The 25482-nt window shown below is 71.3% G+C and carries 19 protein-coding genes; 10 read left to right on the forward strand and 9 right to left on the reverse strand.

The features are described 5' to 3' along the window. Positions 1 to 276: 276 nt before the first annotated feature. Positions 277 to 1221 (forward strand): hypothetical protein, encoded by a 945-nt coding sequence (locus tag AC07DS_RS08225; RefSeq protein ID WP_479143681.1) that lies wholly within the window; start codon positions 277 to 279, stop codon positions 1219 to 1221. 165 nt (positions 1222 to 1386) lie between these two features. Here AC07DS_RS08225 and AC07DS_RS08230 read toward each other — a convergent pair whose 3' ends face one another. Next, on the reverse strand, positions 1387 to 2712 hold the full coding sequence (locus AC07DS_RS08230) for an aminotransferase-like domain-containing protein (RefSeq protein WP_479143682.1): 1326 nt from the start codon (positions 2710 to 2712) through the stop codon (positions 1387 to 1389). 124 nt (positions 2713 to 2836) lie between these two features. Here AC07DS_RS08230 and AC07DS_RS08235 point away from each other — a divergent pair, with 124 nt between their 5' ends. The 5 genes from AC07DS_RS08235 to metG all read left to right on the forward strand — a co-directional run bounded on the left by AC07DS_RS08235 (position 2837) and on the right by metG (position 10279). Further along, positions 2837 to 3625, forward strand: a complete 789-nt coding sequence (locus AC07DS_RS08235) for an alpha/beta fold hydrolase (RefSeq protein WP_479143683.1) — start codon at positions 2837 to 2839, stop codon at positions 3623 to 3625. Between the two features lie 9 nt (positions 3626 to 3634). Then, positions 3635 to 4594: an endonuclease/exonuclease/phosphatase family protein gene (locus tag AC07DS_RS08240; protein ID WP_479143684.1), complete on the forward strand. Its 960-nt coding sequence runs from the start codon at positions 3635 to 3637 to the stop codon at positions 4592 to 4594. 38 nt (positions 4595 to 4632) lie between these two features. Beyond that, the gene (locus AC07DS_RS08245; RefSeq protein WP_479143685.1) at positions 4633 to 6573 is read left to right on the forward strand and encodes an FUSC family protein; all 1941 of its coding nucleotides are present in this window, start codon (positions 4633 to 4635) and stop codon (positions 6571 to 6573) included. 122 nt (positions 6574 to 6695) lie between these two features. Continuing rightward, entirely contained in the window at positions 6696 to 8417 is a 1722-nt protein-coding gene (locus AC07DS_RS08250) for a VWA domain-containing protein (RefSeq protein WP_479143686.1), read from the forward strand. 146 nt (positions 8418 to 8563) lie between these two features. Further along, positions 8564 to 10279, forward strand: coding sequence for a methionine--tRNA ligase (gene metG / locus AC07DS_RS08255; protein WP_479143687.1), 1716 nt, complete (start codon positions 8564 to 8566; stop codon positions 10277 to 10279). Positions 10280 to 10345: 66 nt separating this feature from the next. Here metG and AC07DS_RS08260 read toward each other — a convergent pair whose 3' ends face one another. Further along, a complete protein-coding gene (locus AC07DS_RS08260; RefSeq protein ID WP_479143688.1) occupies positions 10346 to 11689 on the reverse strand; it encodes a pectate lyase family protein in 1344 nt (447 codons plus the stop codon). A gap of 94 nt (positions 11690 to 11783) precedes the next feature. Continuing rightward, the gene (locus AC07DS_RS08265) at positions 11784 to 12131 is read right to left on the reverse strand and encodes a DoxX family protein (RefSeq protein WP_479143689.1); all 348 of its coding nucleotides are present in this window, start codon (positions 12129 to 12131) and stop codon (positions 11784 to 11786) included. 92 nt (positions 12132 to 12223) lie between these two features. Between AC07DS_RS08265 and AC07DS_RS08270 the strand changes: the two genes are divergently transcribed. Further along, the gene (locus tag AC07DS_RS08270) at positions 12224 to 12955 is read left to right on the forward strand and encodes a nucleotidyl transferase AbiEii/AbiGii toxin family protein (RefSeq protein ID WP_479143690.1); all 732 of its coding nucleotides are present in this window, start codon (positions 12224 to 12226) and stop codon (positions 12953 to 12955) included. Between the two features lie 8 nt (positions 12956 to 12963). Here AC07DS_RS08270 and AC07DS_RS08275 read toward each other — a convergent pair whose 3' ends face one another. Together AC07DS_RS08275 and aspS are read right to left on the reverse strand one after the other, a co-directional pair. Then, positions 12964 to 13851, reverse strand: coding sequence for an intradiol ring-cleavage dioxygenase (locus tag AC07DS_RS08275; RefSeq protein ID WP_479143691.1), 888 nt, complete (start codon positions 13849 to 13851; stop codon positions 12964 to 12966). Positions 13852 to 13973: 122 nt separating this feature from the next. Beyond that, positions 13974 to 15737 carry an aspartate--tRNA ligase gene (gene aspS, locus AC07DS_RS08280; RefSeq protein WP_479143692.1) on the reverse strand — a complete coding sequence of 588 codons (1764 nt, stop codon included), beginning with the start codon at positions 15735 to 15737 and terminating at the stop codon, positions 13974 to 13976. A gap of 261 nt (positions 15738 to 15998) precedes the next feature. Here aspS and AC07DS_RS08285 point away from each other — a divergent pair, with 261 nt between their 5' ends. After that, on the forward strand, positions 15999 to 18131 hold the full coding sequence (locus AC07DS_RS08285) for a SpoIIE family protein phosphatase (RefSeq protein ID WP_479143693.1): 2133 nt from the start codon (positions 15999 to 16001) through the stop codon (positions 18129 to 18131). Here AC07DS_RS08285 and AC07DS_RS08290 read toward each other — a convergent pair. Beyond that, entirely contained in the window at positions 18101 to 19159 is a 1059-nt protein-coding gene (locus tag AC07DS_RS08290; RefSeq protein WP_479143694.1) for an AI-2E family transporter, read from the reverse strand. The two genes, AC07DS_RS08285 and AC07DS_RS08290, sit on opposite strands and share 31 nt — an antisense overlap. A gap of 90 nt (positions 19160 to 19249) precedes the next feature. Between AC07DS_RS08290 and AC07DS_RS08295 the strand changes: the two genes are divergently transcribed. Further along, complete coding sequence (locus AC07DS_RS08295) at positions 19250 to 19654, forward strand: VOC family protein (RefSeq protein WP_479143695.1); 405 nt, start codon at positions 19250 to 19252, stop codon at positions 19652 to 19654. Positions 19655 to 19690: 36 nt separating this feature from the next. Here AC07DS_RS08295 and AC07DS_RS08300 read toward each other — a convergent pair whose 3' ends face one another. The 3 genes from AC07DS_RS08300 to AC07DS_RS08310 all read right to left on the reverse strand — a co-directional run bounded on the left by AC07DS_RS08300 (position 19691) and on the right by AC07DS_RS08310 (position 23386). Continuing rightward, entirely contained in the window at positions 19691 to 20662 is a 972-nt protein-coding gene (locus AC07DS_RS08300; protein WP_479143696.1) for a pirin family protein, read from the reverse strand. 134 nt (positions 20663 to 20796) lie between these two features. Then, positions 20797 to 22737, reverse strand: a complete 1941-nt coding sequence (locus AC07DS_RS08305; RefSeq protein WP_479143697.1) for a YncE family protein — start codon at positions 22735 to 22737, stop codon at positions 20797 to 20799. Between the two features lie 175 nt (positions 22738 to 22912). Continuing rightward, positions 22913 to 23386, reverse strand: coding sequence for an SseB family protein (locus AC07DS_RS08310; RefSeq protein ID WP_479143698.1), 474 nt, complete (start codon positions 23384 to 23386; stop codon positions 22913 to 22915). A 141-nt stretch (positions 23387 to 23527) separates the two neighbouring features. On the opposite strand from AC07DS_RS08310, the gene AC07DS_RS08315 reads away from it, so the two are divergent. Continuing rightward, a complete protein-coding gene (locus AC07DS_RS08315; protein WP_479143699.1) occupies positions 23528 to 25354 on the forward strand; it encodes an acyl-CoA dehydrogenase in 1827 nt (608 codons plus the stop codon). Positions 25355 to 25482 lie beyond the last annotated feature (128 nt).

Below are 25482 nucleotides of genomic sequence, written 5' to 3' on the forward strand. Positions count from 1 at the left end.
CACCCCAAAGCGAAGAGAGGAAGAACACCCCCCCCCCCCCCCCCCCACCCCCGCCCCCCCCCCCCCCCCCCCCCCCCCCCCCCCCCCCCCCCCCCCCCCCCCCACTCCCCTGTAACTCCCTCCTCACCAGCACCAGGAAACACCCGTTCGGAGGAACCCTCCACCGGAGAGCGGAATGCCTTGCTCCGCCAGGTGGCGCGGCCGTTCGGCTTGACATTTCCCCCGAATGCAGTCGTACCGCTCGCTCCCGGGGCCCCGCGGGCCTTGCCTGGAAGGGTGCCCCCACGCCTCAGGAGCTCCCTGTCGGCCGTACTGATCGCCCTGTCCTGCCTGCTCGTGCCGTTCGGCGCGCTGGCCGCCTGGGCGTCGTACGGGCTCGCCGACACGGGCCGGTACGTCACCACGATGGCCCCGCTCGCGGCCGATCCGGACGTGCGGGAGGCCGTGGCGAAGACGGTCGGGGACGGCATCCTGCGCGAGGTGGACCAGCGGATGGACGTCCGCGGGGTACGCGGCTCGGTCGCCCCGTTCGTGCACGACGCGGTGCGCTCCTTCACCCAGACCCGCGCCTTCCGGCTGGCCTGGGACACCGGCAACCGGGTCACGCACGACGCGATCCTGCGCGCCCTGCGCGCGGAGGACCCGGCCGAGGACGCGGGCGAGCGCCCGGTCACCGTGGACCTCGCTCCCGTCACCGCCCAGGTCAAGCAGCAGCTCACCGACGACCACATTCCGCTCGCCGCCCGCATCCCGGTGGAACACACCGCGGTCCCCGTGCTCCGGGCGGGCGAGGTGGGCCGGCTCAGGAAGGGATTCCACGTGCTCGAAGTAGCCGGCTTCTGGCTCCCGGTCGCGGCCGTCGTCTTCGCCGTCGCCGGGATCGCCCTGGCCGTCCGCCGCCGCCGCGCCGTCGCGGCGACCGCGCTGGGCACGGCCCTGGGCGGCGCCCTCCTCGTCCTCGCCCTCACCATCGGCCGCAGTCTCACCCTCGCCGGCCTCCCCGCCGACGTCCCGCACCCCGCGGCGGCCGCGATCTACGACGCCCTGACGGCCACCCTGCGCACCACGTCCTGGCTCCTGCTGGCCCTGGGCCTCACGGTGGCCCTGACAACCTGGCTGACCCGCCGCCTGCACCTGCCCCGCCCCTCCCGCCGCCCCCACGATGACGCCTCGACCCCCACCCCGCCCCAGTCCCCGGCCCCGACCCGGGCCAGGGCCTGAGCCCGTCATCGAGCAGGAGCCGAAGGCGAGACCGAGGCACAGGACGCCCCGCAAGCCGCCGACGGTGAGAACGCCCCACAGGGGCCACCCGCACCCGACGACGAGAGCTGCACGGGTGGTTCGGGTGGGAACCCGATCCCCGCCGGAGGCGAAGCCGAGGCGGCCCTACCCCCGCGCAACCCCCGCAAGCACCCGCAACGCCCGCACCAGCTCCCCCTCCGGCACCGACGCGAGCCCGACCCGCACGGCATCCGGCGTACGGCTCGGGTCCACGGAGAACGCCGTACCCGGGGTGACCGCGATCCCACGCGCCCGCGCGGCCGCCGTGAACGTGTCCGCCCGCCAGCCCGCGGGCAGCTCCCACCACGCGAAGTACCCCGCCGGATCAGCCCGCACGGCAAACCCCGCCAACTCCTCGGCGACCACCCGCTGCCGCCGCCCCGCATCCCTGCGCTTCGCCTCGGTCAGCCGCGCCACACTCCCGTCCCCGATCCACCGCACAGCCGCCTCCAGCGCGAAGCACCCCGCGCTCCACCCCCCGGACCGAACAGCCCGCGCCACCGCCTCCACCCGCCCGCCCGGCACGACCACGAACCCCACCGTGAGCCCCGGAGCGACCCGCTTGGACAGCCCGTCGACGACGTGCACGAGCTCCGGCGCGAGACCGGCGAGCGCGGGTTCGCCGCCAGGGTGCAGGAAGGACCAGATCCGGTCCTCCACGACCGGTATCCCCAGGCTGTGGACGACCTCGGCCAGCCGCACCCGCCGCTCCGGACTCAGGGTCAGCGAGGTCGGATTGTGCAGCGTCGGCTGGAGGTAGAGCGCGGACAGGGGAGAGGTGCGGTGAACCGCCGCGACGGACTCCGCCAGCAGCCCCTCCGCATCCGCCGCGAGCGGGACCAGGGTGACACCGAGCCGCCCCGCGATCTCCTTGACCAGCGGATACGTCAACGGCTCCACACCGACCCGCCCACCCGGCCGCACCAGGGAGGCGAGCGTCGCGGCGATGGCCTGCCGGGCGTTGCCGGTGAAGAGGATCCCGTCGGGGTCGGGCCGCGGACCACCGCCGGCCAGCAGCCCCGCGACCGCCCCCCGCGCCGCCGCACTGCCGGCGGCCGGGGCGGGCCGCATCGCCTCGGCCAGCGCGTCCGGCCGCACCAGGGACGCGAGCGCGGGGGCCAGCAGCTCCGCCTGGCCGGGCGCGGAGGGGTAGTTGAGCTCCAGGTTCACGGGCGCGCCGCCCGCCGCCTCGGTCAGCGCGCGCCCCGGCTGCATGTCCGGCGCGGTGGCCCGGACGAACGTACCGCGCCCGACCTCGCCCACCACCAGCCCGCGGCGGACGAGCTCGGCGTACACCCGCCCGGCCGTCGACGCGGCGATCCCGTGCCGCCGGGCGAACGCCCGCTGCGGCGGCAGCCGCTGTCCCGGCCGGAGCCGGCCGCCGCCGATGTCACCCGCGATCCGGTCGGCGATACGCCGGTAGTCGTCCACAAGCCCCCCCTGCGGTCACAGGTCACCTGCCGTCACAAGTCACCTGCCGTACCGGCACATCCGATTGCACCGAGAACAAAGATTTTATTGCACCGAGGAGTTGGGGGCACCTAGGGTCGATCACATGCCACCCTTCCTCTCGTACGAGGACAAAAACCCCGGATCCTCCTCCCGGGTCCCCCTCGTCCTCGTCCACGGCCACCCCTTCGACCGCACCATGTGGACCCCACAGCTGGCCGCGTTCTCCGCCGGCCGCCGGGTGGTCGCCCCCGACCTGCGCGGCTACGGCTCCTCCCCGGTGACCCCCGGCACCGTCCCGCTCGCCCGCCATGCCCAGGACATCGAGGAACTGCTGGACTTCCTGGGAGTGGGCTCCTTCGTCCTGGCCGGGCTGTCCATGGGCGGCCAGATCGCCATGGAGTGCTACGACCGCTTCGGCGACCGTGTCCGGGGCCTGGTCCTCGCCGACACCTTCCCCGACCCCGAGACACCCGAGGGCAGACGGGGCCGGAACGCCATGGCCGACCGGCTGCTCGCCGAGGGAATGCGCGGCTACGCCGACGAGGTCCTGGAGAAGATGGTCGCCCCGTACGCCGGCCCCGAGATCAAGGCCCACGTCCACGGCATGATGGCGGCCACCGCCCCCGAGGGCGCCGCGGCCTCCCTGCGCGGCCGCGCCGAACGCCCCGACTACCGTCCCCTGTTGACCACGGTGGCCGTGCCCGCACTGGTCGTCGTGGGCGCCGACGACACGTACACCCCGGTGGCGGACGCGGAGGCGATGCACCGGGCACTGCCCGACTCGATACTGCACGTCGTCGCGGGCGCGGCCCATATGCCGAACCTGGAGCGGGCGGAGGAGTTCAACCAGGTGTTGGAGAAGTTCCTGACCGAGGTCGACTCACGCTCGTAGTCTCGGGGAGTGACACGAAGCCCTGGGCGCGGACTCGGTTCCTGGTCGGCGGGACTGCTCCTCGCCGGGGTCAGCGTGGTCGTCGGCTGTCGCGTGGCCGGCACCGACGGCATCACGCCCGTGCCGCAGCTGCTCGCCTTCCTGCCCTGGCTGCTCGTGCCGACCGGCGCCGCCCTGCTGTGCGCGCTGCTCACCCGCTGGTGGCCGGGACTGGTGTGGGGAGTCGCCGTACTGGGGCTGCTGGCCTGGTACCTGGAGCCGTACGGGAAGACCACGGAACCCGCCGGCCCGCCCCTCGCCGCCCTGCGTGTGCTGACCTCGAACGTCGAGTTCGGGCGCGGCACCCCCGCCCTGGTCCCGCAGATCCGCCGGCTGCGCCCCGACCTCGTCTTCGTCGAGGAGTGCGAGTACACCTGCCAGGCCACGCTGGAACGGGACTTCGCGCACGCCTACCCCCACCGGCAGGCCGTGGCCGCGGGCGGCTCCCACGGCTCGCTCATAATGAGCCGCTTCCCGCTGAAGGGCACGGCCGGCGTCCGCGGCACGATGGGCATGCCCGGCGCCGTCGCCGACGTACGCGGCCACGCCGTCCGGGTCCAGCTCGCCCACCCCATGCCCCCGCTCGCCCGCCAGGTGGGCCTCTGGCAGCGGGAACTGGGCCGGCTGCGCGCCTTCGCCGCGGCCGATCCCCGCACGCCCACGGTCCTCGCGGGTGACTTCAACGCCTCCCAGGACCACGCGGCCTTCCGCCGCGTCCTGGACGCCGGCCTGACCGACGCCGCCCGGCTCGCCGGTCACGACCGCACTCCGAGCTGGCCCTCCCGCACGTCCCCGGTCATCGGCGCCCAGATCGACCACGTCCTGCTCTCCACCCCTGACTTCTCCGCGACCGACGCCCGCTTCCTGCGCCTGACCGGTACCGACCACCGCGCGCTCGTCGTCGACATCACGCTCCACCAGCGCAGATGACCCCCCGGGGGCCGGAGCCAAGCGGCCATAATGGGTGCATGTCCCGCGAGTTCCCCATCGGCCTCACCCCTCCCGACTGGCTGGTCCGGAACCTCAAACCCCACCCGGCACCCCTCAACTGGGCCGCGATGGCCCGGGCCGCGGTCGCGATGGCACTCCCCCTGGCGATCGGACTCGCGGCCGGACAGCCGACGTACGGCGCGCTCGCCTCCATGGGCGCCCTGTCCGGCGTCATCAGCGACACCGCCGACGCCTACCGCATGCGCATCGTCAACATCGCGGTCCCCCAGCTCTTCGGCGCGGTGGGCGTCACCGTGGGCTCGCTGGTGTACGGCCAGGGGTGGTACGCGGTGGCCGCCGTCACCGGCGTCGCCCTGATGTCCGGAATGATCTCGACGATCGGCGCGGTGTCCTCCGTGTCGGGACTGCTGCTGCTCCTGAACGCCGTGATCGGCGCCGGACTTCCGCTCCCCGGCCCCTGGTGGCTGCCCCCGGCCCTGATGAGCGGCGGCGGCCTGCTCGTCCTCGCCCTGGCGCTGCTCGCCTGGCCCCTGCGGGCCGGGGTGCCGGAGCGCGCGTCGGTGGGGGCCGCATACCGCAAGGTGGCCGACCTGCTGGCAGCCTGCGCCGGCCCGGACCGCTACACCACCATCCGCTTCGAGGTCACCCAGTCCCTGAACCAGGCCTACGACCTCATCCTCGCCCACCGCGCCCGCCACCACGGCCGCAGCCGCGAACTCACCCGGCTCCTCGCCCAGTTGAACGCGATCACACCTGTGGTGGAGGCGGCACCCGCCGTCCACCTGGCCGGGCGCCCGCTCCCGCCGGAGGTCCCGGAGGCGGTCCGCCACCTGGCCGAGGCCATCGAGACCGGCTTCACCGGCCCGATAGCCCTGCCGCACCTGCCCACCCCCACCACGGAGACGGCCCGGGCCGTCGACCACGCCCTGCGCCACACGGCCGAGGTCGTCACGTCCCCCGACGTGGACCCCCGCGGAATCGACGACCGCCTGGGCCGCCCCGCCAACCCGAGCATCCGCACGGCCCGCGCGGCCCGCAACGTGGTCCTCTCCGCGAACTCCTGGCACTACGGCCTGCGCCTGGCACTGTGCATCGGCATCGCGCAGGCCCTGGTATCCCTCGTCGCCGTCCCACGCTCCTACTGGGTGGCCCTGACCATCACCTTCGTCCTCAAGCCCGACTTCGGCTCGGTCTTCTCACGGGCTCTGCTGCGGGCGCTGGGCACCGTTGCGGGCCTGGTGATCGCGGCGGCGGTACTGGCGGAGGTACCCCCCGGCTGGTGGGACGTGCCCGTCATCTTCGTCCTCGCCCCCCTGATCCCGGCCCTGACCCCCCGCGGTTACGGATACCAGACGGCAGCCATCACCCCGGTCATCCTCCTCCTCTCGAACATCCTGAACCACAAGGGCACGGCCCTCCTGCTCCCCCGCCTCCTGGACTCCCTCATGGGCTGCGCGATCGCCCTGATCGCCGGCTATCTGCTGTGGCCGGAGAGCTGGCACACCCGGGTCGGCGACCGCCTGGCGGACGCCGTCGCGGACACGGCGGCCTACGTCGACGCGGCGTTCGGCGCGGAGACCGACCCCGCCGCCCGTGCCCGTATGCGCCGCCGCCTCTACCGCGACCTCTCGACCATCCGCACGGAGTTCCAGCGGGCCCTGACGGAGCCCCCGCCGACCGGCCGCCGCGCGGCGGCCTGGTGGCCCTTGGTGGTCGCGGTGGAACGCATCGTCGACGCGACGACAGCGGCCCGGGTCCGGGTGAGACACGGAGCCCCGCCCCCGTCACCGGCCGAAATCTCCCAAGTGTCCCTTCAGCTGAGAGAATTGTCGGACGGAGTCCGAGAGGCAGAGACCCTGGTGGCGGTCCGCACGGACCTCACGGGCCCGTCCGGGAGCGTTCTGGAACCCCTCCGCCAGGAAGTGGCTGCGGCGAGAGCCATCGCGTCGCCACACTGACATGCGGTCGAGACTCGGCTGAGACTCGCCCCTCCCCAAGATTGCAATCCCAGGCCGCTAACCTTACGTGTCCGTCCTGGCCAGGGATTGACGGGCATCAACTCACGCGAAGGGTTGCGCACATGGGCATTCTCACTCTCCTGCTGAACGCGTTCGGCCGGTCACGCAAAGCGCGTGCCGCCGAAGCAGAGGGTGCGGAACACGTTCCTTCGCAGGAGCAGCACCAGGAACCGGCACCGATTCCCTCCCCGGCAACCGAGCCGACCCCCACCCCGACCCCCGAGATCCCCGAGCCCCGCTCCGCCTCACCGGACGAGCACGATCTGGTGTCGGCAGCCTTCGACAACGTAACGGTCCCCACGCCGACAGAACCTGCCCCCGAGCCGACGGCAGAGACCGAGCCGGTGACGGAGCCCGTCGCCGAGGCCGAGCCGGCGGCGGAGCCCGCGGACGAGGCTGAGCCCGTCGCGGAGCCGGTGGCAGAGGCTGAGCCGGTGACGGAGCCCGTCGCCGAGACCGAGCAGGCGGCGGAGCCCGAAGCCGAGCCGACGGCAGAGACCGAGGCCGACGCCAAGCCGGTGGCCGAGGCCGAGCCGGTGACCGAGGCCGAAGCCGAGCCCGTTGCGGAGCCGGCAGCCGAAGCCGAGCCGGTGGCCGAGGCCGACGCCGAGCCTGTGGCAGAAGCTGAGCCGGTCGCCGAGCCGGTGGCGGAAGTCGAGCCCGTTGCGGAGCCGGTAGCCGAAGCCGAGCCGACAGCAGAAGCTGAGCCGGTGGCCGAGGCCGACGCCGAGCCTGTGGCGGAGCCCGCCGCTGAGGCCGAGCCGGAGAGCGAGCCGGTGGCGGAGCCCGTCGCCGAGGTCGAGCCGCTGGTGGAGACGGTGGCCGAGCCCGAGCCCGTCGTGGCGGCGGAGCCCGTCGCAGAGGCCACCCCGGCGGCTGAGAACGAACCGGCCGCCGAGGTCGCCCCCGAGGCAGAGCCGGAGCCGCCGGCAGCCGAGGGCGAAGCCGAGGCGGAAGCAGCGGACGACGCCCCGCAGGCCGCCGACGGCGAGGACGCCCCGCAGGGGCCACCCGCAGCCGACAACGAAACCCGCACGGGTGGTGCGGGTGGGAACGAGACCGCCGAAGGCGAAGCCGAGGCGGAACCGCAGCCGCAGCCGCAGGCAACCGCCGAGGCGGAACCGCAGCCGGAGCCGGAGGCAACCGCCGCGCTCACCCCCGCCCTCACCACCGCCTACAACGCAGCCACCACCACCCTCGAGAAGACCGACCTCACCGGCACCCGAGCGAAGCTCTACCTCGTGCTCGACCGCTCGGCGAGCATGCGCGGGTACTACAAGGACGGCTCCGCCCAGGCCCTCGCCGACCAGACCCTCGCCCTCGCCGCCCACCTCGACCCCGAGGCCACGGTCCACGTCGTCCTCTTCTCCACGGAGGTCGACGGCACCACCGACCTCACCCTCGCCCCGGACCACGAGACCAAGATCGACGACGTCCACGCCACCCTCGGCCGCATGGGCCGTACCAGCTACCACGCCGCCGTGGAAGCCGTACTCACCCACCGCGAGAAGAGCGGGGACACCACCCCCGCCCTCGTGATCTTCCAGACGGACGGCGCCCCCGACGCGAAGACCCCCGCCACCCAGTCCCTCACCGAGGCCGCGAAGAACCACCCCTCCGTGTTCTTCTCCTTCGTCGCCTTCGGCGAGCACGACAACAAGGCCTTCGACTACCTCCGCAAGCTGAAGACCGGCAACACGTCCTTCTTCCACGCGGGCCCGACCCCGCGCGAGCTGACGGACACGGAGCTGTACGAGGGCGTACTGGCGAACTGGCGCCCGTGAACAGCCATAACCGGCTGTAACAGCCCATAACCCCCCGCACCCCCATGCCGCCCGCTTCTCACCCCGTAAAACGGGAAGCGGGCGGCATACACACGTCGGCTACGATTTCAAGGTTCGTACACGTAGCGACCTGGGAGCAGCCCGCGATGGCTCGACACCTCATCACCAGCGCCCTTCCGTACATCAACGGGATCAAGCACCTGGGCAACATGGTGGGGTCCATGCTCCCGGCGGACGTGTACTCCCGGTACCTCCGCCAGCGCGGCCACGACGTCCTGTACATCTGCGCGACCGACGAGCACGGCACCCCCGCCGAGCTGGCCGCCAAGGAGCAGAACCTCCCGGTCGACGAGTTCTGCGCCCAGGCGCACGACGCGCAGAAGGCGGTCTACGACGGCTTCGCGCTGGCCTTCGACTACTTCGGCCGCAGCTCCAGCGCCGAGAACCGCGACATCACGCAGCACTTCGCCCGCAAGCTGAACGAGAACGGCTTCATCGAAGAGCGCGCGATCCGCCAGGTGTACTCACCCACCGACGGCCGCTTCCTCCCGGACCGCTACGTCGAGGGCACCTGCCCCCACTGCGGCTACGACAAGGCCCGCGGCGACCAGTGCGAGAACTGCACCCGCGTCCTCGACCCGACGGACCTGATCAACCCCCGCTCGGCGATCTCGGGCTCCACGGACCTGGAGGTCCGCGAGACCAAGCACCTCTTCCTCCTCCAGTCCAAGCTGGAGAACGAGGTCCGCGAGTGGGTCGCCCGGCACGACAAGGACTGGCCGCAGCTGGCCTCCTCCATCGCCCACAAGTGGCTGACCGAGGGCCTGCACGACCGCGCGATCACCCGTGACCTGGACTGGGGCGTCCCGGTCCCGGCGGACACCTGGCCGGAGCTGGCGGCCGAGGGCAAGGTCTTCTACGTCTGGTTCGACGCCCCGATCGAGTACCTGGGCGCGACCAAGGAGTGGGCGGACCAGGACCCGGAGAACCGCGACTGGAAGTCCTGGTGGCACGACGTCGACACCGACGTCCGCTACACGCAGTTCATGGCCAAGGACAACGTACCGTTCCACACGGTGATGTTCCCGGCCACCGAGCTGGGCGTGCGCGAGCCCTGGAAGAAGGTCGACTTCGTCAAGGCCTTCAACTGGCTGACGTACTACGGCGGCAAGTTCTCCACCTCGCAGAAGCGGGGCGTCTTCACCGACCAGGCCCTGGAGATCCTCCCCGCCGACTACTGGCGCTACTTCCTGATCGCCAACGCGCCCGAGTCCGACGACTCGTCGTTCACCTGGGAGCACTTCACGGCCACGGTGAACAAGGACCTGGCCGACACCCTCGGCAACTTCGTCAACCGCGTCCTGTCCTTCTCGCGCAAGCGCTTCGGTGACGACGTCCCCGCGGGCGGAGAGCCGGGTGCGGCGGAGACGCGGCTCGGCGAGGAGATCGCGCGCCTGCTGGCGGAGTACGAGGAGCACATGGAGGCCCTCCAGTTCCGCAAGGCGGCCGCCGCGCTGCGCGCCCTGTGGTCGGCCGGCAACTCCTACCTGGAGGAGAAGGCCCCCTGGCTGGAGATCAAGACCGACAAGGACGGCGCGGCCCTCACCCTGCGCACGGCGATGAACCTCATCCACCTCTACTCGGTGGTCTCCGAGCCCTTCATCCCGGCGACGGCGAAGACCATGCGGGAGGCGTTCTCCCTGGCGGACGACACCGCGGCCTGGGCCACCCCGGAGACCGCGAAGTCCCTCACCTCCGTCCCGGCCGGCACCCCCTTCACGGTCCCGCCGGTCCTGTTCGCCAAGCTGACGGACGAGGACCTGGAGACGTACAAGGAGCGCTTCGGCGGCCAGGACGCATAAGCCGGTCATGACCGAGGGGCCCGGGAACCACACGGTTCCCGGGCCCCTCGGCCGTACGGGCGGCGGCTAGGAGAGCACGCCCGCGCCCGTCGTCGTGGCCAGCTCCGTGAGCAGGTTCTTCGCCGACGTCTCGAGTCCGGCCGTCAGGGCCGGCGTCCAGTTCACCGTCGTCCTGATCTTCTTGGACGAGGCGGCGTTGTGCGCGGCGACGAGGTCGGTGGCGGTGCCGTTGACGAGGTTGCCGCCACCCGCGACGGACCCGGTGCCGTCGCCGCTCAGCAGCTTGGAGACCTTGCCGCCGCTCGGCACCTTCCAGTAGTTGTCCTCGGCGACGACCTGCGCCTTGGCACGGGAGTTGATGCTGTACAGCGGGGCGTACCCGTCGAGGGTCGTCGTGTCGTACACGTTGTTGTACACGTGGATCTGGCCGATGCGGGCGAGCGGTGCCCGCTGCACGATGCCCTTCCACACGTTGTGGTGGATGGAGACGCGCAGCTTGCCGGTGCTGTCCGTGTCACTGCTGCCGATCAGCATCGTCTTGTCGTGGTCGACGAACCGGCTGCGCTCGACGGTGACCAGGTCGGATCCCTTGGTGATGTCGAGGGCGCCGTCGTGGATCTGGTACTCGCGGCCGTAGTACCTGGGGTTGGCGCGGTCCAGGCGGGGCGTGTCCGTGAACGTGTTGTGGTCCGCCCACACATGGCCGGCCCCGCGCAGGGTCACGGCGTCGTAGGCGGAGTTCCAGTTGCCGTCGTCCCCGTCGGTCGGGTCCCACTGCGGGAAGCAGTCCTCGGTGGCGGAGAAGGCGAGGTTGCGGACGATGACGTTGTCGACGTCCTTCACCTGGAGGCTGCCGCCGGTGATGCCGGCGTTCGTCCCGGGCACGCCCACGATGCTGGTGTTGGCGGGCACCTTGAAGACGATGTTCTTCGCCTGCTTGGCCTGGGCGGCGGCGCGGGCCTTCTCCTGCGTACCGGAGGGCAGCTTGGAGCGGCCGTAGGCGGAGGGGTCGTACGCCTTCAGGTAGGCGGAGAGCGAGTAGCCGGTCCCGGCCGCGTAGTCGGCGCAGGACAGCTTCTTCCCGCTGTCGTCGGTGTTGGCGTCGATGGTGCCCTTGACCTTGATGATCCGGGGCGTGGTGTCGGAGGCCGACCCCAGCGCCTTCACGAGCTGCGCCCGGGTGGAGACGGTGAAGGTGTGCGCGGAGTCGGCCTTCGCTCCGCCGGTGGTCCCCGTGCCGGAGGCGGCCCAGCCGTCCTTGGCGGGCAGCGTCTGGTGGTAGAGGTCGGCGGCGGTGGCGTTCGCGTTCATCACGAACACACCGGCGCCGACGCCCGCGGCCACGACGGCGGCGGACACGGCGAGGGTGCGCCGCCCGCGGAGGGACCGGCGGTGGGAGGGAGCTGCCACGGAGGAGTCCTTAGGGTCTGCTGAAGAAGCCTTACGACCCCTCAGTGGCCGCCGCTCCCGGGAAAGTTGCCGCGCCGCACACTTTTCCTTCCGGCTAGGCCAGGTGCCCGAGCACGAGCGCTGCGACCACGGGCGCGGCGTAGACGAGCGGAAACGGTACGTGCGAGTACCACCGGGCCCGGGCCACGGTCACGGCGGCGCCGAGGAAGTACGCCACCAGCCCGGCCCCCGCCAGCACCCCGACGAACGGCACGAACAGCCCCACCACCAGCCCGACGGCGCCGGCGGCCTTGGCCACCCCCAGCGGGGTCCACCACCCCTGCGGCACCCGGTAGTCGGTGAGCGCCTGCACGATCCACTGCGCCCGCAGGAGCAACACGGTCCCGGAGAACCCGGCCATCAGCGCGGCGAGCAGGGTGACGACGATGTGTGCGGTACGCATGAGAGGCTCCCAACGAGCGATCACTGAGTGACGGACACCCCTCTGACCCGCGTCGTCGCCCGTGTGTGACAGGAAGCCAGAAAAATCTTCCCGTGAACATTCCCGAACCCCACCGCCGGCTCCTCGCGGACGTCGTCTCCGTCGGCAGCCCCCACGTCCTCGTGCTCGCCGGCGGTTACGCCCTGCAGGCCCACGGGCTGCTGGAGCGGCCGCACGCCAACCTCGACTTCGCGACCGAGAGTGCCGAGGCCATGGACCGGATCGCCGGTGCCGTCGGCGCGGCACTGGAGGTGCGGGGGCGGCAGGTGCGGCCGGGGGCCGTCACCGCGCTCACCGCGCAACTGACCGTCACGGACCCGCCGACCGGTGAGCCGTGCGTGCTCGCGCTGCACAAGGAGGTCTTCTGGCAGCCTCCGGAACTGACCGAGTACGGCCCGGCCCTCTCCCTGGAGGACGCCGTCGGCACGAAGATCCGTGCCCTGTACGACCGGGGCGCGGCCGTCGACCTGATCGACGCGCAGGCGGCGGCGACCCGCTTCTCCCTCCCCGGCCTGGAGGCACTGGGCCGCCGGCACGCCCACGACCCCTTCGACCTGCCCACCCTCCAGTCCCGCCTCACCGGCACGGACTGGTACGCGGATGCCGACTTCGTCCGGCACGGGCTGACCGAACCGCAGGTCACCGCCCTGCGCGCCTGGGCACAGCGCTGGTCCGACGACATCGCCGAGCGGCTGCTGGAGGACGGTGCCTCACCCGACACGGAGAACGACGCGGAGTACGGCACGGAGAGCGAACCGGAAGGCGAGCAGGGCGGTGACGGCTGACGTGGGTGTCAGCTGCCGCTGTTCGTCCCGTCCGGGGCCACCCCCAGGGTGAGACGGGCGCGCACGCCCCGCGCGATGTGCTTCCTGTCGTACTTCAGATACAGCAGGCCGCCCGGGTGGCCGTTGCCCGGGTAGATCGTGTCCTCGTCGAGGGTGGTGCGCGTCGTGGTGTTGGTGGAGTACGGCTCCACGTCCTCCGTCAGCAGCACCGCCTTCTCGGCGAAGAACAGCTGGCCGGTGTGGCAGGTGTGGCCGCCCTCGTAGCCGGCGTCGGTCCACGTCCCGTCCACGTGCACCTTGACGTGGATGTGCACACAGCGGCCCTGGTACCAGCCGGGGAAGACCGTCCGGAAGGTGACGTGGCCGTGCCGGTCGGTGCGCCAGGTGCCGCGCAGGTAGCGCTCGTCGTCGGTGGGCTCCTGGTGTCCGCCGCCCCCGCCGCCGGGGCCGCCGGAGGGCGGTGCGCCGGTCGGGGTGCCCGTGGGCGTCCCGGTCGGGGTGCCCGTGGGCGCCGGGCCGCCGCCCCCGCCACCGCTGCCCATCGCCTCGTACCCGGAGTAGATGCCGAGCGCGTTGCAGTGCCAGATGTCGACCGCCGCGTCCCGCAGCGGCTTGCAGGTCTCGGCGTCGATCACCTTGAGCGTGAGCGCGAGGGGTATGCCCTCCTCGTCCTCGGTGACGTCCTGCCGGATCTTGTCGGCGTCGATGTAGTACGGGCCCTCGACCAGCTCGGAGGTGAGCGTGCAGCACGTGTCCTCCGCGGCCTCCTCCTGCGCGGAGGCGGTGACGGCGAAGGCGCCGCCGACCCCCACCGCCGTCACGGCCACGCCACCGGCCGCCAGCACCGTACGGCGCTTCAACTGTCCACTTCCCTGGGCTTCCTGAGTCTCCGTCATGGCCAGGACCGTAGAAGCCGGGGTACGCCCGGGAACATCGGAGAGAGCTGTGAATCGAGATGCGCATGGGAAAGGGCTCGAAACCGATGCCGGTCTCGAGCCCTTTCCGTCCTGCCTGTGCCTTACTTCGGCTGCGGCTTGCGGATGTTCAGGTGCAGCTCCCGCAGGCGGGTCTCGTCCAGCTCGGTCGGGGCGCCCATCATCAGGTCCTGGGCGTTGCCGTTGAGCGGGAAGGCGATCGTCTCGCGGATGTTGGGCTCGTCGGCGAGGAGCATGACGATGCGGTCCACACCCGGGGCGATGCCACCGTGCGGCGGGGCGCCGAAGCGGAAGGCGCGGAGCATGCCCGCGAACTTCTCCTCGACGGTGTCCCGGTCGTAGCCCGCGATCTCGAAGGCCTTGAGCATGATCTCGGGCTCGTGGTTCCGGATCGCGCCGGAGGAGAGCTCGACGCCGTTGCAGACGATGTCGTACTGCCAGCCGAGGATGTCCAGCGGGTCCTGGGTCTCCAGGGCCTCCAGGCCGCCCTGCGGCATCGAGAAGGGGTTGTGGGAGAAGTCGATCCCGCCGGTCTCCTCGTCCTTCTCGTACATCGGGAAGTCGACGATCCAGCAGAAGCGGAAGACGCCCTCCTCGAAGTGGCCGGCGCGACGGGCCGCCTCGACGCGGACCGCGCCCATGATCTTGGAGACCTCGTCGAACTCGCCCGCGCCGAAGAAGACCGCGTGGCCGGCGGCCAGCGACAGACGCTTGGTCAGCTCCGCGACGTTGTCCTCCGTCAGGAACTTCGCGATCGGGCCGGACAGCGAGCCGTCCTCGGCCACGCGCACCCAGGCCAGGCCCTTGGCGCCCTGCTCGACCGCGTACTCACCGAGCTGGTCGAAGAACTTGCGGGGCTGGGCGGAGACGTCCGGCACCGACAGCGCGCGCACGTGCTTGCCCGCGAACGCCTTGAACTCCGAGCCCTCGAAGACATCAGTGATGTCCACCAGTTCCAGCTTGGCGCGCAGGTCCGGCTTGTCGGAGCCGTACTTCAGCATCGCCTCGCGGAACGGGATCCGCGGGAAGGGAGAGGTGACGTGACGGCCGCCTCCGAACTCCTCGAAGAGCTCCGTCATCAGCTTCTCGACCGGCTGGAAGATGTCCTCCTGCTCGACGAAGGACATCTCGATGTCGAGCTGGTAGAACTCGCCCGGCGAACGGTCGGCGCGGGCGTCCTCGTCGCGGAAGCAGGGCGCGATCTGGAAGTAGCGGTCGAAGCCGGAGATCATCAGCAGCTGCTTGAACTGCTGGGGGGCCTGCGGCAGCGCGTAGAACTTGCCCGGGTGCACACGGGAGGGGACCACGTAGTCGCGGGCGCCCTCGGGGGAGGTGGCGGACAGGATCGGCGTCGCCATCTCGTTGAAGCCCATCGCCGCCATCTTGTGCCGCATCGCGGAGATCACGGCCGTGCGCAGCATGATGTTGCGGTGCATGCGCTCGCGGCGCAGGTCCAGGAAGCGGTACTCCAGGCGCCGCTCCTCGTTGACCCCGTCCTCGGCGTTGATCGTGAAGGGCAGCGGGGCGGCCGCGCCGAGCAGCTCGACCTCGCCGACCTCGACCTCGATCTCACCGGTGGGCAGGTCGGGGTTCACGTTCTCGGTTCCACGTGAAACAACCCGGCCGTCGACGCGGACCGAGGACTCCTTGGAGATCTTGTCCAGGGCTTCGTAGGCGGGCGTGCCGGGACGGGCCACCAGCTGCGTGATGCCGTAGTGGTCGCGCAGATCGATGAAGAGGATGCCGCCCAGGTCGCGCCGATTGTGCAGCCAGCCACTCAGCCGGACGTCGGTGCCGACGTCAGAGGCGCGGAGCTGGCCGCAGGTGTGGGACCTGTACCGATGCATCGTCGTTCATCGTCCTTCGTGGTGGGGTGATGAGTGCCGGGGCTGCCGCTCCGGCGGTAGCCGGGCACGGGGCCCGGACCCATCAAGGGTACCGGCCAGGCCAAGATCGGCTCCCCACGTTTTCCTCCCGCCCGCCACCCGGTTCACCCCCACCTGCCCTGCATCGGCCCGCTCGCCTCGGCGACACGTCCAACAGCGACGGTCACCCGTCGGATCTTCCTACAGTGGCCCCCCTTCGAAAGATCTTCCTAAAGTGGGGCAATGCGCACAGGCGAGTCCCTGCCGCCCGTGAACGAGGTGCTCGTATCTCTCGCGACCGGGCTGTGGCACTGGGACACGGCCACCGGGCTGGTCACCGTGGACGCGGAGGCAGCGCGGCTGCTCGGTCTGCCCGCGGAGCCGGCCACGCTCACGGAGGCCCGGACCCGGGCCCGCCTTCATCCGGTCGACTGGAACGAGATCACCGGGGTGGTGCAACTGGCGGTCGCCGAGGGCACGCTGGCCGAGGTGCGCATCCGGATCATGGACGAGCAGGGGCGGATCGTACGGGTCGTACGCAGCCGCTCGAAACCGTCCTACGACCCCGCCCGGCACGCTTACGAGCTGATCGGCACCCTGCAGGAGGTCACCGAGCCGACCCCGGGCACACCGGCGGGCCGCAGGGCGGTCACCGGGGACTGGCGGCGCTCCCGGGAGGCGTTCCTGCTGGACGCGGGCCGGGCGCTGGCGGAGGCGCGGTCGACCCAGGAGGTGCTGCGGGTCGCCGCCGGACTGTCGATGCCCGGGTTCTCCCCGGACGGGCTCGCGGTGTTCGGCGTGGAGGGCGACCGGCTGACGATCATCGGCCACCACGGGCACCAGCCCGGCGACGGGGGCCCCTTCTCGCACATGTCGCTGGCCACGGACTACCCGGCCGCCGAGGTCGTACGCACCGGCCGGGCCGTCTATCTTTCCTCGCCCGGGCACTACAGGAACCGCTACCCGGTCACCTGGCCGCTCGCCGAGAAGTTCGGCCGGCACTCGTGGGCGTTCCTGCCGCTGACGGCGGCCGGGCGCACGATGGGCGCCTGGATGGCGGCCTTCACCTACCCGGTGGCCTTCACGCCCGACGAGCGGGCCGTCCTCACCACGGTCGCCCGGATGCTCGCGCAGGCCCTGTCCCGGGCCGGTGCCGCCGACTCCCGGCGGGAGCTCGCGGAGGGCCTGCAGCGCTCCATGCTGCCCTCGCTGGGCCCGGAGGTCCCAGGGATGAGCCTGGCCGCCCGCTACGTCCCGACCGGCGGCGGCCTGCAGGTCGGCGGCGACTGGTACGACATGATCCCGCTGCCGGGGGGCACCTCACGGACGGCGTCCCAGGGCGGCCGTTTCGCGGTGGCCATCGGGGACGTGCAGGGACATGACGTGCGGGCGGCCGGCCTGATGGGCCAGCTCCGGATCGCGCTGCGCGCCTACGCCTCCGAGGGGCACCGCCCGGACGCCGTGCTCTCCCGTGCCTCCCGCTTCCTGCACGGCATCACCCACGACGAGCACATGACCGACATGCGCTTCGCGACCTGCCTGTACGTGGAGGCCGACCCGGCGACCGGGACGCTGGAGATCGCCCGCGCCGGGCACCCGGACCCGGTGATCCGGATGGCCGACGGCACGGTGATGATGCGGCCGACCCGGGGCGGGCTGCCGCTGGGCATCGACCCGGACGCCGACTACCCGACGACCCGGTTCACGCTCCAGCCCGGCGAGACGATGATGATCTGCACCGACGGGCTGATCGAGACCGGCGGACACGACATGGAGAGCGGCTGGCGGCGCATCCGCGCGATCCTGGAGGACCACCGGGGCGACATGGAGTCGCTGGCCGACGCGCTCGTCCAGGGCGTGCAGGGGCCGTCCTCGCACCACACCACCGGCCCGCTGGCGGACCGCCGCGAGGACGACATCGCCGTGCTGCTGCTGTGCCGGCCCGGCGACGACACGGCCGTACGGGCCGCGGTGCGGCGCACGCTGCTGTCGGTGGCGCAGGACGAGCCCGAGCGGATCGCCGAGGCCCGCCGGCACCTGCGCGAGCTGCTGCACGACTGGGCCTCGGGCGAGCAGGTGGACTCCGCGGTGCTGCTGGTCTCCGAGATGATCACCAACGTCCTCGTCCACACCGACGCCGACTCGCTGCTGCTCGCCGAGGTCACCGGGGAGCCGGGCGGGCGCCGGCTGCGGGTGGAGGTCACGGACGCCGGCGACGACCTCCCGCACCTGCGCGACCCGGGCGAGCTGGCCTCCTCCGGCCGCGGCCTGCTCCTGATCGAACTGCTCGCCCACGCATGGGGGGTGGACCCCCGGGGGGCGGGCAAGAGCATCTGGTTCGAGCTCTACGAGTCCGACGGCGCGGGCGCGCCGTAACGCGCGCGCAGTTCGTGGACGACGGCGAAGGCGGCGGCGGTCAGGGGCACCGCGAGGAGCATGCCGAGGATGCCCGCGACGGACGCGCCGGCGGTGATCGCCAGCATCACCACCGCGGGGTGCATCTGCACGGTCCGGCTCTGGATCACCGGCTGGAGCACATGTCCCTCCAGCACCTGCACCGCGACCACGACCCCGAGCGCCCACAGCGCGATGACGAAGCCGCGGTCGGCAAGGGCGACCAGCACGGAGATCGCGCCGGAGAGGAAGGCGCCGAGGTAGGGGATGTAGGCGGTGACGAAGACGAGCGCGGCGAGGCCGACGGCGCCGGGCACGCGCAGGATCAGCAGGCCGATGCCGATGAGGGTCGCGTCGATGAGGGCGATGACGGTGGTGCCGCGCATGAACCCCTCGACGGCCTCGTAGGCGCGGCGTGCCATGGCCTCCAGGGTGTCGGCGGTGCCCCCGGGGGCGACGGCCCGCAGGTTGTCGACGACGCGGTGGGAGTCGCGCAGGAAGAAGAAGACGAGCAGCAGGGCGAGAACGGCCATGGCGAGGCTCTCGCCGACGACGCTGACCCCGCTGATGACGTTGGAGGCCGCCGTCCCGCCGAACTTGCTGAGCAGCTTGCGCGAGTTGGCGGCGAGGTCGTCGAGCCCGGTCCCCGCGGCCCCGAAGTGCTGCGCCACGGACCTGGCGGCCTCCCGGAGGGAGGCGATGATCTGGTCGCCGGTGTCGATGAGCGCGGCGACGACGATGTAGACGGCACCACCGACGACGGCCACGACGGCCACACAGGTCACCCCGGCCGCGAGCGACCGCTGCACGCCCGCGGCCACGAGTCTGCGGTGCAGGGGCCCGAGCAGGGCGGTCCCGAGCAGGGCGAGCAGCACCGGGATGACCGCGGTCCTGAATTCCCCGCACAGTCGTACCCCGACCCACCCGACGCCCGCGACGAGCAGCAGCACGGCACACCAGGCGGCGAACCGGCGAACGGGCTCGGGCAACAGGGCCGGCGGCGTGGACATGCGCCCATGCCACCACGGCCGCCCGGAGCGCGCCCGTCGTAGGGGCCGTGCAGGTGACACACCGTCAATTCGGGCCGTAGGGTCGCGGTCATGACCATGATCGACGCATCGACGCATGTCCGCGTGGCCCGGCCCTCGCGGGATCTCGCCGCCGCCGAGCATTTCTACGTGACCGGCCTCGGGCTCGACGTGCTGTGGCGGACCACCGAGCGGGTGCCGGGCGAGCACGATCTGCTGATGGTCGGTCCGCCCGGCGGGGCCTGGCACTTCGAGCTGACCCACGACCCCGAGAACCCCCTGGAGCCCACCCCGACCGTGGACGACCTGTTCGTCGTCTACCTGGGTGCCCCCGTGGACGAGGCCCTGGTCGAGCGCCTGGTCGCCGCCGGGGGCACCCGGATCCCCGCGCACAACCCGTACTGGGACGCGCACGGGGTCACGGTCGCGGACCCGGACGGCTACCGCCTCGTGCTGTGCTCACGCACCTGGGGCTGACGGCCGCAGCCACCACCCCGGCCTCCGCGTGCGTTCCTACAGACCGCCCTCGGTCATCCCGTGCACGGCCGGGATGGTCCCGAGCCGCCCCTTCTGGAAGTCCTCGAAGGCCTGCATCAGCTCGTCCTGGGTGTTCATGACGAACGGGCCGTAGTGGGCCATGGGCTCACGGATCGGCCGGCCGCCGAGGAGGACGACCTCGAGGTCCGGGGTGTGCGAGTCCTGCTTCTCGTCCGCGCGGACGGTCAGCGAGGAGCCGGTGCCGAACACCGCGGTCTGGCCCAGCTGGATCGGGCGGCGCTCGGTGCCGACCGAGCCACGGCCCGCCAGGACGTACGCGAGGCCGTTGAAGTCCTCGCGCCAGGGCAGGGTGATCTCGGCGCCCGGGGCGAGGGTCGCGTGGATCATCGTGATCGGGGTGTGGGTGATGCCGGGGCCCTGGTGGCCGTCCAGCTCGCCCGCGATGACGCGCAGCAGCGCGCCGCCGTCGGGGGAGGTCAGCAGCTGGACGTTGCCGCCGCGGATGTCCTGGTAGCGCGGGGCCATCATCTTGTCCGCGGCCGGGAGGTTCACCCACAGCTGCAGACCGTGGAAGAGACCGCCGGACATGACCAGCGACTCCGGCGGGGCCTCGATGTGCAGGAGGCCCGAGCCCGCGGTCATCCACTGCGTGTCGCCGTTGGTGATCGTGCCGCCACCGCCGTTGGAGTCCTGGTGGTCGAAGATCCCGTCGATGATGTAGGTGACGGTTTCGAAGCCGCGGTGGGGGTGCCACGGGGTCCCCTTGGGCTCGCCCGGCGCGTACTCCACCTCGCCCATCTGGTCCATCATGATGAACGGGTCGAGGTGGCGGTAGTTGATCCCGGCGAACGCCCGGCGCACCGGGAAACCCTCACCTTCGAAACCGCTCGGAGCGGTCGTGACGGCCAGCACGGGGCGTGCCACGGCGTCGGCCGGCGCGGTCACACGGGGCAGCGTCAGCGGGTTCTCGACGGTCACTGCAGGCATGGTCGGTACCTCCTTGTGCGCCCACTTTAGTTGAGCGTTGAACTTTCTGCCACCCCACAACACCGACGGCCCGGAGGGCATTCCCTCCGGGCCGTCGATGTCGCACGGGCAGCCGGGCGCTTGGGTCGGCTGGGTCAGTTGCTGAAGTACAGGTACTTCCACGAGCCGTAGGTCGTGGAGTTCACGGAGTCGCCGGACGAGCCGTTGACGTACACGGAGCGCATCCGGGCCCGGATGCCCGACTCACCGGGTGCCCCGAGCTGGACGGCCGACTTCCCGTTGGTACCGAGCGGGAAGTACTGCGAGTCCCCCGAGTGCCACGAGCCCTGGTAGTAGACCTGGAGATCGAAGCGCTGCTTACGGCCCGGGTAGTAGCTCATCGTCGTGGTGAGCAGGGGGTCGGTGCTCTTGTGGAACCAGTAGTACGTCGTCGAGCCGATCTTGCCCGTCCTGTAGTGCCGGGAGACGGCGGTGGAGACGCTGACCCGGGCGTACGCCGTGACCTTCGTGGTCTTCGGCTGGTAGCGGGAGTCGCCCGCGAAGACCGCGGTGACGGCGGTGTCGCGGGACATGTCCAGGGTCACGGACAGATTGCCGCTGGTGTTGACGGTGCCGGACTTCACCAGCTTCTTCGGCTTGTCCGAGCCGAAGGGGTCCGCGTAGATCTCGACCTTGCGGTTCTTGTACGTCGTGCCGAGGTGCGCGGTGAATTTCACATCGGCGCCGTGGTTGTACAGCTTGCCGTTGTTGTTCAGGGTCAGCGTCGACGCGGCGCGGGAGACCGCGACCTTGTCGGAGGCGGTGGCCGAGGTGTGCTCGGCGTCGCCCGCATAGGCGACCTTGTACGTGACCGTGCCGCCGGCCGGCGGGGTGTCCGTGAAGGAGTAGGTGCCGTCCGCCTTCACCGTGACGGCGGGCAGCGCCTTGCCGCCGGGGCTGTCCAGGTCGGTCCGGGTGACCGCGAGCTTCGCGCCCGTGGGGAGCGGCACGTTCGCCGTGATCCTGCCCTTGACCGTGAGCTGCTTGGCGCGGGTCGCGGAGGCGGGCGCGTCGGCCGTGAGGGTCGGCACACTGAGCGTCGGGCCGGTGTACGCCTTCAGGACGAAGGTGTTGCCCGTACCGGCGAGGGCGAACAGCCGCGAGGAGTCGGGGGCCCACGCCACCTCGCCGATGCTGGACGACGTCCCCGTCTCGAAGCGGCGCACGGGTGTGCCGGCGCCCTGCTTGTAGACGTTCACATGACGGTCGTAGGCCTGGGCGACCAGACCACTCGGCGAGACGTCGGCGGACCAGCCCGTGTCCGTCAGGCTCCCGGCCTCCGTGAAGGTCCCGTCGGCGTACGAGAGCTTCCGGGAGCCGTTCAACAGCACCTGGGAGCCGCCGGCCACGAGGTCGACGTCAGCGAAGTTGTACCCGCCGTCGCTCTTGGCGACCACCTGCGGGGTGGCGCCGGAGACGTCGAGCACGTTCACCGCGCCCGGGCTGTCGCCGCTGTCGAGGAAGGCCAGCCGGCCGGGTGCGGACGGGTCGGCGTCGAGGACCGCCGCGTTGTAGTACGGGGCGACCGTGTCCGGGAGCTGTCCGAGTGTCACCGCGGCGGCCGCGTCGGCCGCCGGGTCGACGGAACCCAGGTTGCCGTGGAAGGCACTGTCCTCGCCCGTGATCCGGTACGAGAACCAGAGCCGTCCGCCCGCGAAGGCGACCTCGCGCGGGTCGACGCCGTCGCCGAGGGCGTAGCGGGTCTTGACCTGCAGGGTGGCGGCGTCGAGGGCGACGATCTCGTGGCTGGTGGGCAGAGCGGCGTACAGAGTGAGGCCGTCGTCGGAGAGCGCGAGATCGCTGGGGCGGCCGAAGCCGACGTTCACGCCGACCAGGGTGCCCTTGTAGTCGGTGGCCAGGATCCGTCCGTTGTCCTGGTCGGCGACGAAGACACGCTGGAGGGCGCCGTCCGCGACGAGGCCGACGGGCTGGGTGAGGACGGCGGACTCGGCCGAGGCGGAGCCCGCCGCGGCAACGCTCAGCGCGACCGAGCCGAAGAGGACCGCGAGCGCCGTCGCGGCCGAGGTGCTGCGCATGCGCACAGTGATGAACCCCCACAGGAGATCCCGGGTTCGCCGGGAGATGAGAGCGCCGCGCGACACCCGGACGCGACGGCCGGAGGGCGGTGGCGTGCAGGGCGCGGCTGCAGGGGGCCAACTCTATGGCATGCGTGCGACAAGTAAAGAGGGTGTAATGAGGGCGTAACGGCGTCTAGCCGTACATGCGCCGCATCGCGAAGTCGACCATCTGCTCCACCGCCTTGGCGTCGAACACCATCCGGTGCTCGCCCTCCATGTCCAGGACGAAGCCGTACCCGGTCGGCAGCAGGTCGATCACCTCGGCGCCGGTGATGACGAAGTACTTGGACTCCTTGCCCGCGTACCGGCGCAGCTCCTTGAGCGAGGTGAACATCGGGATCACCGGCTGCTGGGTGTTGTGCAGGGCCAGGAAGCCGGGGGTGTCACCGCGCGGGCAGTACACCTTCGACGTGGCGAAGACCTGCTGGAAGTCCTCCGCGGTCACCTGCCCGGTGGTGAACGCGCGCACCGCGTCCGCGAGCGAGGGCGGGGACGGCTCGGGGTACAGCGGCGGCTGCTGGCCATAGCCGCCGGCACCGCCGGGCATCTGCTGCTGCGGCTGGGCGTACCCCTGCTGGGCACCCGGGTTCTGGTCGTAGCCGTACATGGAGCAAAGCGTACTGAGTCACAGATGACCGGTTCGGGGTTGCTTCTTATTACCGACGGGTAGCATCATCGTAGCTACTTGTTGGTACGTGAACGATGCGAGGAGTCAGTGCCTCGCCGAGTCCTATACGGAGCCGTCACCATGGGGCACTACAAGTCCAATCTCCGCGACATCGAGTTCAATCTCTTCGAAGTACTCGGCCGCGACAAGCTGTACGGCACCGGTCCCTTCGAGGAGATGGACACGGAGACCGCCAAGAGCGTGCTCGAGGAGCTGACGCGCCTCGCCGAGAACGAGCTGGCCGAATCCTTCACGGACGCGGACCGCAACCCGCCGGTCTTCGACCCCGAGACGAACACCGCCCCGGTCCCGGCATCCTTCAAGAAGAGCTACAAGGCCTTCATGGACTCCGAGTACTGGCGGCTCGGCCTGCCCGAGGGCATCGGCGGCACCACGGCTCCCCCGTCCCTGATCTGGGCGTACGCGGAGCTGATCCTCGGCTCGAACCCGGCCGTGTGGATGTACTCCTCCGGCCCGGCGTTCGCCGGCATCCTCTACGACGAGGGCAACGACGTACAGAAGAAGATCGCGCAGATCGCCGTGGAGCGGACCTGGGGCTCCACCATGGTGCTCACCGAGCCCGACGCGGGCTCGGACGTCGGCGCCGGCCGTACCAAGGCGGTCGAGCAGGAGGACGGCTCCTGGCACATCGAGGGCGTGAAGCGCTTCATCACCTCCGGTGAGCACGACATGGAGGAGAACATCCTCCACTACGTGCTGGCGCGTCCCGAGGGTGCCGGCCCGGGCACCAAGGGCCTGTCCCTCTTCCTCGTCCCGAAGTACCACTTCGACTTCGAGACCGGCGAGCTGGGCGAGCGCAACGGCGTCTACGCCACCAACGTCGAGCACAAGATGGGCCTGAAGGCCTCCAACACCTGCGAGATGACGTTCGGCGACCGCCACCCCGCCAAGGGCTGGCTGATCGGCGACAAGCACGACGGCATCCGCCAGATGTTCCGCATCATCGAGTTCGCCCGCATGATGGTCGGCACGAAGGCGATCTCCACGCTGTCGACGGGCTACCTGAACGCGCTGGAGTACGCCAAGGAGCGCGTCCAGGGTCCCGACCTCGCGCAGTTCATGGACAAGGCCGCGCCCAAGGTCACCATCACGCACCACCCGGACGTGCGCCGCTCGCTGATGACGCAGAAGGCGTACGCGGAGGGCATGCGCGCCCTCGTCCTCTACACCGCCTCGGTCCAGGACACGATCGCGCTCAAGGAGACGAGCGGCGAGGACGTGAAGGCCGAGCACGCGCTCAACGACCTGCTCCTGCCGATCGTGAAGGGCTACGGCTCCGAGAAGGGCTACGAGCAGCTCGCCCAGTCGCTGCAGACCTTCGGCGGCTCCGGCTTCCTGCAGGAGTACCCGATCGAGCAGTACATCCGCGACGCCAAGATCGACACCCTGTACGAGGGCACGACCGCGATCCAGGGCCAGGACTACTTCTTCCGGAAGATCGTCCGCAACCAGGGCGCGGCCCTGAACTCCCTCGCCGAGGACATCAAGAAGTTCCTGGCGCTCGGCACCGGCGGCGAGGAGCTGGCGGGCGCCCGCGAGCACCTCGCGAAGGCGGCCGTGGAGCTGGAGGCGATCGTCGGCCTGATGCTGACCGACCTCGCGGCCACCGAGCAGGACGTCAAGAACATCTACAAGGTGGGTCTGAACACCACCCGCCTGCTGCTGGCCTCCGGTGACGTGATCGTCGGCTACCTGCTGCTCAAGGGTGCCGCGGTCGCCGCCGAGAAGCTGCAGACGGCCTCCGCCAAGGACAAGGCGTTCTACACGGGCAAGATCGCGGCGGCGAAGTTCTTCGCGGGCAACGTCCTGCCGGGCGTCACTCTGGCCCGCAAGATCTCGGAGAAGGTCGACCTGGACCTGATGGAGCTGGACGAGGCCGCGTTCTAACCTTCCGAAGGACCCGCTCCGCATCCACTGATCGCCTGCGTGGGGGGGGGGGGGGGGGGGGGGGGGGGGGGGGGGGGGGGGGAGGGGGGGGGAGGGGGGGGGGAAGAGGGGGGGGGGGGAAGGAGCAC

It is taken from the genome of Streptomyces sp. NPDC044064 (genome assembly GCF_056434245.1).